We start from the raw sequence: 7,741 nt of genomic DNA on the forward strand, positions 1-7,741 counted from the left end.
CCTGAATTACTACCTGCAGGCCAGGACAGCGTGTGATATCGGTCATTTTGCGAACACTTCCAGCAATCGTGGCGCAATTCTGTCCAATGGGCGAATTTCAACAGCCGCGTCGATCGCCGCTGCCGCTTTGGGCATGCCGTAAACGGCACAGCTTTGCTGGTCCTGCGCGATGGTCAGGTAGCCTTGCTGACGCATCGTTTTAAGTCCCTGGGCGCCGTCACGGCCCATGCCGGTCAGCAGCACACCGACGGCATCGCCGCTCCAGTAACTGGCGACGCTCTCGAAAAACACGTCGATGGACGGCCGGTAAATCTCGTTCACGGGCTCGGCGGTGTAGGCCAGCGTGCCGTTCTTCAGCAGGCGAATGTGATGATTGGTGCCGGCCAACAGCACCACGCCGCTTTGTGGCGGCTCGCCTTCCCGGGCCAGGCGCACCGGCAGGCCCGAGGCACTGCTCAGCCATTCGGCCATACCCGCGGCGAACACCTGGTCCACATGCTGCACCAACACAATGGCCGGCGAAAAGTCCCGGGGCAAGCCCTTGAGCAGGGATTCCAGGGCAGCCGGCCCACCGGCAGACGAACCGATGGCCACCAGGCTCTGGCGTTTGCCCATGGCTCGCTGGGGGGCCGGCTCGGCCCGCACGCGGTTGCCGCGCTGACCAATCAGCCAGCCGATATTGAGGATCTTGCGCAGCAGCGGCGCAGCGGCGTCCTTGGGATTACCCACGCCCAGCGCGGGCGTGTCGACCACGTCCAGGGCGCCATGGCCCATGGCTTCGAACACCCGGCTGACATTGGCCTGGCGGTCGACGGTCACGATCAGAATGGCGCACGGGCTCTCGGCCATGATCTGCCGGGTGGCTTCCACACCATCCATTACCGGCATGATGAGGTCCATCAGAATCAGGTCGGGGGTGAGTTCGGCGCAACGCTGCACCGCTTCCAGGCCGTTGTTGGCCACCCACACCACTTCATGGGCCGGCTCGAGACTCAGCGCCCGGCGCAAGGCCTCCACGGCCATGGGCATGTCATTGACGATCGCGATCCTCATGCCCGGGCGCCTCCAATCAGCTCCACTACCGCATCCAACAGCGCGTCGTCATGGAAGCTGGCCTTGGCCAGATAATAGTCGGCGCCGGCGTCCAGCCCACGGCGGCGGTCTTCTTCCCGATCCTTGTAGGAAACAACCATCACCGGCAGCGATTGCAGGCGAGTATCTCGGCGCAAGAGTGTGACCAATTCAATACCGTCCATGCGAGGCATATCAATGTCAGTGATCAACAGGTCGAAGTCTTCGGAGCGCAGCGCGTTCCAGCCATCCATGCCATCGACCGCCACGGCCACTTCATAACCGCGATTAAGTAACAATTTGCGTTGCAGCTCACGCACGGTCAGTGAGTCATCCACCACCAGAATACGCTTGCGCGGGGCTTCCAGGGTTTGCTGGGTGCGTCGGGCGATGCGCTCCAGACGACCGGTATTCAGCAGTTTGTCCACCGAACGCAGCATGTCTTCAACATCGACGATCAACACCACCGAGCCGTCATCGAGCAAGGCCCCGGCGGAGATGTCCTGGACCTTGCCCAGCCGGTCATCCAGGGGCAGCACCACCAACGTGCGCTCGCCGATAAACCGTTCCACGGCAATCCCGTAGACCGCGTCACGCTCGCGGATCACCACGACCTTGAGGGTTTCCTGATTGCCCTGCCCCGGCGGGCGCTGCAGCAATTGGCTGGCGGCCACCAGCCCGACATGCCGGCCTTCGTGCCAGAAATGCTGGCGGCCTTCCAGTTGCACGATGTCGTCGGGTTCCAGGTCGCGCATACGCTCGATGTGCGCCAGCGGGAAGGCGTAGGCCTCTTCACCCACTTCCACCACCAGGCTGCGCACCACCGACAGGGTCAACGGCACTTCCAGATGGAAACGGCTGCCCTGCCCCGCCGTCTGCTCCAGCACCACCGCACCGCGCAACTGGCGCACCATATGCTGCACCGCGTCCAGGCCGACACCGCGCCCGGAGACCTCCGTGACCTTGTCCCGCAGGCTGAAACCCGGCAGGAACAGGAACGTCAGCAACTCCTCTTCGCTCAGGCGCAGGGCGGTTTCCACTGGCGACAAATGCCGGTCGACGATGGTGCCGCGCAGGCGCTCAAGGTCGACACCGTTGCCGTCGTCGCTCAATTCCAGCACCAGCAGCCCGGCCTGGTGCGATGCCCGCAGGCGGATCAAGCCTTCTGCCGGCTTGCCCGCCAGCAGCCGCTGCTCGGGCATTTCAATGCCGTGGTCGACGGCATTGCGCAGTAAATGGGTCAAGGGCGCTTCGAGCTTTTCCAGCACGTCGCGGTCGACCTGGGTTTTTTCGCCTTCGATTTCCAGGCGCACCTGTTTACCGAGGCTGCGGCCCAGGTCACGCACCATGCGCACCTGGCCGGCCAATACGTCGGCAAACGGACGCATGCGGCACGCCAGGGCGGTGTCATACAAGACCTGGGCGCGCTGCCCGGCCTGCCAGCCGAACTCATCGATCTCAGCGGTCTTTTCCGCGAGCAACGCCTGGGCTTCGCTCAGCAAACGGCGGGTGTCGGCCAGGGCTTCCTGGGCTTCCAGGCTCAGGTCGACGGTCTTGAGGTGGCCGTCGAGGTTTTCCAGGGCGCGGGCGCTGTTGCTCTGGATGCGCTTGAGGCGCTGCAGACTGGCGAGGTAAGGCTTGAGCCGCTGGGTTTCCACCAGGGATTTGCTGGACAGGTCCAACAGGCTGTTCAAGCGTTCGGCGGTGACCCGCAGTACACGCTCGCCGCCTTCGGTCATGCGCTTGTTCTGGCGTGGCAGCTCCGCGCTGACCGGCGGCGCGGGTTCGGGTTCCGGCGGCAAGGTCAGCAGCGCTTCCATCGACACTTCAGGTGCTGGCGGCGGCGCAGCGGGCGGCGCGACTTTCTGCGACGGGTCGAGCAAACGCTCCATCAACGCCACATAGGCTTCAATGTCCGTCGGGCCCACGGTGTTGCCCGGCGTGGCGATGCGCATCAGCAAATCGGTGCCTTGCAGCAGTGCGTCGATATGTTCCGGCAGCAAGTACAGCCGGCTTTCCTGGGCGCTGACCAGGCAATCTTCCATCACGTGGGCGACGCTGACACCGGCGTCCACCCCGACAATCCGCGCCGCGCCCTTCAGGGAATGGGCGGCGCGCATGCAGGCTTCGAGCTGATCGGCCTGGGTCGGGTTGCGCTCCAGGGCCAGAAGGCCGGCGCTGAGCACCTGGGTCTGGGCGTCGGCTTCCAGGCTGAACAGTTCCAGCAGCGAGGCGTCGCGCATCTGGTCGGGGGTCATGTGAGGCTCCGGGTCACGGCAGACAACAATTGCGCCTCGTCCAGCCAGCGCAGGCTGCGGCCTTTCCACTGCAAGACGCCTTGGGTGTAGCGGGCGCTGGCCTGGGTGCCGGAGGCGGACGCCGCGTTCAAGGTGCGTTCATCAATGGCATGGATGCCGTCCACTTCATCCACCGGCACCACCACCGGGCCGTCCTGCGCCGCGATAATCAGCATGCGCGGCATGATTCGCCCGCCACTTGGGCCATTGCTGGTGCTGTCCAGCCCGAGCAATTCCACCAGGGACAGGCACGCCACCAGCGCGCCACGCACGTTGGCCACGCCCAATAACGCACGGGAGCGCTGGTGCGGCAGGGAATGGATCGGTTGCAGCGGCGCCACTTCCACCAGGCAACGGGTGGCGATGCCCAGCCACTCTTCGCCGAGGCGGAACATCAGCAGCGAACGGGTGGCGACATCGCCCTCGACGTCCGGCGTCGCCACCGGCCGGTGATCGTCCTGCTGCAAGGCGTAGCGGTCGAGCAGGCGCGTGGCGGCGGCGGAATACACCGAGCAATTGCGGCAGTGGATGTGTTCGGCCAGCAGCGGGCAGGACTTGTCACCGTGGATGCCGATGCGGTTCCAGCAGTCGTCGATGGCCTGGGTGTCGGCCAGGGTCAGGTTCAGCGCGGGGTCCAGGGTCATGATTTACGCTCACTGTCAGCGCGCTCGCTGCGCGCGGCACGGGCCTGCAAACGGCGGGCGCCGGCGACATCGCCCTGGGACTCGAGCAACGCGGCCAGGTGCATCAAGGCCTGCGGGTGCTGGGGTTCCAGGTACAAGGCTTTTCGATAATAGCCCTGGGCTTCCAGGGCGCTGCCGGCCACATCGCTGAGCAGGCCCAGCCAGTAAAACACCTGGGCTGCCGGCGGGTGGCTGTGTAAATAACGCTCACAGGCCGCACGGGCTTCAAGGCTTTTGCCTTCATTGGCCAGGGTCGCGATCTGGCTGAGCAGATCGGCGGCGTCCGACTGTGGGGGCGGCGGCTTGATCGGCACCACTTGGGCGCCGACCGTGCTGAACGGCCGGGGCCGGGTCGGAATAGGCGCGGCACTGCGCTGGGGGATCGGCGCGGGCATCGGCACAAACACCGGTTCAGGCGCAGGTTCGGCATGACGACTGAAGGCAAACGACTGCGGCACCCCAATCGAACGCATGCCCAGGCGCCCCAGCAAACTGCCTTCGGCAGGCCCGATAAACAGCACGCCATCGACTTGGGTCAGGCCCTTGAGCACTTCAAACACCTGCTTCTGGGTCGGCTGGTCGAAGTAGATCAGCAGGTTGCGGCAGAACACAAAATCGTAGGCAGGCTCGTTGGCCAGCAGCCTGGGGTCCAGCAGGTTGCCCACTTGCAGGCGCACTTGCTCACGCACCCGCTCGGCAATGCAGTAGCCATCGCTTTGCTCATTGAAGTGGCGCTCGCGGAACTCGATGTCCTGGCCGCGAAATGAATTCCTGCCGTACACCCCACGTCGGGCGCGCTCAACCGACAGCGGGCTGACGTCCATGCCCTGCACCTTGAACTGATGCGGCGCCAGGCCGGCGTCGAGCAAGGCCATGGCAATCGAATAGGGTTCTTCGCCGGTAGAACATGGCAGGCTGAGGATCCGCAGGGCGCGCATGTGCTTGATTTCGGCCAGGCGGGCCACGGCCAGCCGGGCCAGGGTGGCGAAGGATTCGGGATAACGGAAAAACCAGGTTTCGGGGACGATCACTGCTTCGATCAGCGCTTGCTGTTCGTCCGCCGAGGCCACCAACTGCTGCCAGTATTCATCTGCCGTCTGCGCGTTGAGGGCCAGGCTGCGCTGGCGCACGGCGCGCTCGATGATCGCTTCGCCCACCGAGGCCACGTCCAGGCCGATGCGCTCCTTAAGGAAGTCGAAAAAGCGTTGATCGCTGCTCATCAACCCTCCTCGCCAGCGGCAAACAGCAGCGCCTGCACGTCGGCGGTCAACAGGTCGGCCACGCCGATCCACTGCATCAGCCCGCGCTCGTCTTCACGCACCGGGCCCAGGTACGGTGCCTGGCGGTTGTCCAGGCCATAAGGCTGGAACTGCGCAGGATCACACCGCAGGGTGTCAGTGGCTTGCTCAAGGATCAGCCCCAGCCAACGTGCCGGGACGAGTACATCGGGCTGATAGTTGACCAGCACCAGGCGCGTGCTGGTGCGGGCCTGGGCCGGTGTGCCGAAGGTCAGGGCGCTGAGATCGATCACTGGCACCATCGCCCCGCGATGGGCAAAAATCCCCGCGACCCAGACAGGTGCATGGGCGATGAGCTTGAGCGGCAGGCGCGGCAGCACCTCGGCCACTTCCGTGGCCTTGAGGGCGTACCGTTCGTTGCCGATGTGAAACACCAGGAACAGCGCTTTTTTCACTGCCGCAACGGCACCGCGTTTAGCCGCGAGGTCGCTCATCAGACTTTGAAACGCGACACGCCGCTGCGCAGGCCGACCGCGACCTGGCTCAGCTCATCGATGGCAAAGCTGGCCTGGCGCAAAGACTCGACGGTCTGGCTGCTGGCATCGCCCAACTGCACCAGCGCATGGTTGATCTGCTCGGCGCCGGTGGCCTGGGCCTGCATGCCCTCGTTGACCATCAACACCCGCGGCGCCAGCGCCTGCACCTGATGGATGATCTGCGACAGCTGCTCGCCCACCTGCTGCACTTCGAACATGCCGCGGCGCACTTCTTCAGAGAACTTGTCCATGCCCATCACCCCGGCCGACACCGCCGACTGGATCTCGCGCACCATCTGCTCGATGTCGTAAGTGGCCACGGCGGTCTGGTCAGCCAGGCGCCGCACTTCGGTGGCCACCACGGCAAATCCGCGGCCGTACTCACCGGCTTTCTCGGCCTCGATGGCGGCGTTGAGGGACAGCAGGTTGGTCTGGTCGGCCACCTTGACGATGGTGACCACCACCTGGTTGATGTTGCCGGCCTTCTCATTGAGGATCGCCAGCTTGGCGTTCACCAGGTCGGCGGCGCCCATCACCGAATGCATGGTTTCTTCCATGCGGGCCAGGCCTTGCTGGCCGGAACCGGCGGCCACCGATGCCTGGTCGGCGGCGGTAGACACTTCGGTCATGGTGCGGACCAGGTCCTTGGACGTGGCAGCGATCTCCCGGGAAGTGGCGCCGATCTCGGTGGTTGTCGCGGCCGTTTCAGTGGCGGTGGCCTGTTGCTGCTTGGAGGTGGCGGCAATCTCGGTGACCGAAGTGGTGACCTGTACCGAGGAGCGCTGGGCCTGGGACACCAGGGCGGTGAGCTCGGTCATCATGTCGTTGAAGCCGGTTTCCACTGCGCCGAATTCGTCTTTGCGTTCCAGGTTCAGGCGCTTGCTCAAGTCACCGGTGCGCATGGTTTCGAGGATATCGACGATGCGTTTCATCGGCGCCATGATCGCACGCATCAGCAGCAGGCCGCAGAGGCCGGCGGCCAGGATCGCGAGGATCAGCGAGACACCCATGCTGATTTTTGCAGCAGACACTGCGTCGTCGATGGCATTGGTGGCGCGGTCGGCGACGTTTTTGTTTTCGGTGATGATGTCGTTGAGCTTCATGCGGCCTGCGGTCCAGGTCGGGGTCAGCTCGGCGTCGAACAGCTTGCGGGCGCCGGCCACGTCGCGGTTCTGCAGGTGGTCGAGGACGCCAAACAGGGCCTTGTTGTAGGACTGGTGCAGGGCTTCGAATTTATCGAATTCGGCCTGATCGTCGCCGCCGTTGATGGTTGCTTTGTAATTGGCCATCTGGGTGAGGATGCGGGCTTCGAAAGACTTGAAGTCGGCCTTGTCGGCGTCGGTGAGGCCCTTGTCTTCCCGCAGGCCGATGATGTCGAGGGTTTGCAGGTAGCTGTCGACCCAGGCGCTGCGGATCATCGAGCTCAGGTACACCCCGGGGACTGCGTCGTCGCGGACCGATTCTTCGCTGAGTTCGATCTTCAGCAGGCGTGAGTACGAGACCACTACCATCAGCAGCATGATCGCGATGATGACCGCAAAGCTCGCCAAAATCCGTTGGCGCAAGGTCCAGTTCTTCACAGTAATTCCTCGAGGGCCATTCAAATGGAGGGGAGTATAGCTGAGCGGGTGGCATCATTAATCAACGGGTTGTGGGATCGGGGGGGCTCGGGGTGAAAAGGTTTTCGGGAGGGGGGGGACATATCCGTTGCTGCGGTAACGGCCGCTATTGGTTCCGCTCTTACAGCGGCTCACTTTTGAAAAGCGCAAAAGTAAGCAAAACGCTCTTGCCCCACCACTCGGCACCTCGCCTAGGCTCGGTGTGCCCGCACTCCGGCATTACTCCGCGGGCCGCCGCGACGGGGCGTCCCTGCCCCGTCGCGGCTAAACCGGCGTCCTGCCGGTTTACCCGCTCCG

At 64.3% G+C, this 7,741-nt stretch carries 6 protein-coding genes; all 6 read right to left on the reverse strand.

What is annotated here, in order from left to right; translation table 11 throughout:
- Positions 1-42: 42 nt before the first annotated feature.
- The 6 genes from HX875_RS27205 to HX875_RS27230 are packed head-to-tail and all read right to left on the reverse strand — an operon-like array spanning position 43 to position 7,405.
- Positions 43-1,053 (reverse strand): chemotaxis response regulator protein-glutamate methylesterase, encoded by a 1,011-nt coding sequence (locus HX875_RS27205; RefSeq protein WP_177047406.1) that lies wholly within the window; start codon positions 1,051-1,053, stop codon positions 43-45.
- Positions 1,050-3,329: a hybrid sensor histidine kinase/response regulator gene (locus HX875_RS27210; protein ID WP_177047407.1), complete on the reverse strand. Its 2,280-nt coding sequence runs from the start codon at positions 3,327-3,329 to the stop codon at positions 1,050-1,052. Before HX875_RS27210 ends, HX875_RS27205 begins: the two co-directional genes overlap by 4 nt.
- The gene (locus HX875_RS27215; protein ID WP_177047408.1) at positions 3,326-4,012 is read right to left on the reverse strand and encodes a chemotaxis protein CheW; all 687 of its coding nucleotides are present in this window, start codon (positions 4,010-4,012) and stop codon (positions 3,326-3,328) included. The genes HX875_RS27210 and HX875_RS27215 overlap by 4 nt, the downstream gene beginning before the upstream one ends.
- Positions 4,009-5,271, reverse strand: a complete 1,263-nt coding sequence (locus HX875_RS27220; protein WP_177047409.1) for a CheR family methyltransferase — start codon at positions 5,269-5,271, stop codon at positions 4,009-4,011. The genes HX875_RS27215 and HX875_RS27220 overlap by 4 nt, the downstream gene beginning before the upstream one ends.
- Complete coding sequence (locus HX875_RS27225; RefSeq protein WP_177047410.1) at positions 5,271-5,783, reverse strand: chemotaxis protein CheW; 513 nt, start codon at positions 5,781-5,783, stop codon at positions 5,271-5,273. Before HX875_RS27225 ends, HX875_RS27220 begins: the two co-directional genes overlap by 1 nt.
- Positions 5,783-7,405 carry a methyl-accepting chemotaxis protein gene (locus tag HX875_RS27230; RefSeq protein WP_177047411.1) on the reverse strand — a complete coding sequence of 541 codons (1,623 nt, stop codon included), beginning with the start codon at positions 7,403-7,405 and terminating at the stop codon, positions 5,783-5,785. Before HX875_RS27230 ends, HX875_RS27225 begins: the two co-directional genes overlap by 1 nt.
- Positions 7,406-7,741 lie beyond the last annotated feature (336 nt).

The organism is Pseudomonas yamanorum, from assembly GCF_013386765.1.
GTDB lineage: Bacteria > Pseudomonadota > Gammaproteobacteria > Pseudomonadales > Pseudomonadaceae > Aquipseudomonas > Aquipseudomonas yamanorum_A.

What these genes read in the sequence shown, in the direction of transcription:
- HX875_RS27220 (WP_177047409.1), bottom strand. Translation starts at nt 5,271, where the DNA reads ATGAGCAGCGATCAACGCTTTTTCGACTTCCTTAAGGAGCGCATCGGC.
- HX875_RS27215 (WP_177047408.1), bottom strand. Translation starts at nt 4,012, where the DNA reads ATGACCCTGGACCCCGCGCTGAACCTGACCCTGGCCGACACCCAGGCC.
- HX875_RS27205 (WP_177047406.1), bottom strand. Translation starts at nt 1,053, where the DNA reads ATGAGGATCGCGATCGTCAATGACATGCCCATGGCCGTGGAGGCCTTG.
- HX875_RS27210 (WP_177047407.1), bottom strand. Translation starts at nt 3,329, where the DNA reads ATGACCCCCGACCAGATGCGCGACGCCTCGCTGCTGGAACTGTTCAGC.
- HX875_RS27225 (WP_177047410.1), bottom strand. Translation starts at nt 5,783, where the DNA reads ATGAGCGACCTCGCGGCTAAACGCGGTGCCGTTGCGGCAGTGAAAAAA.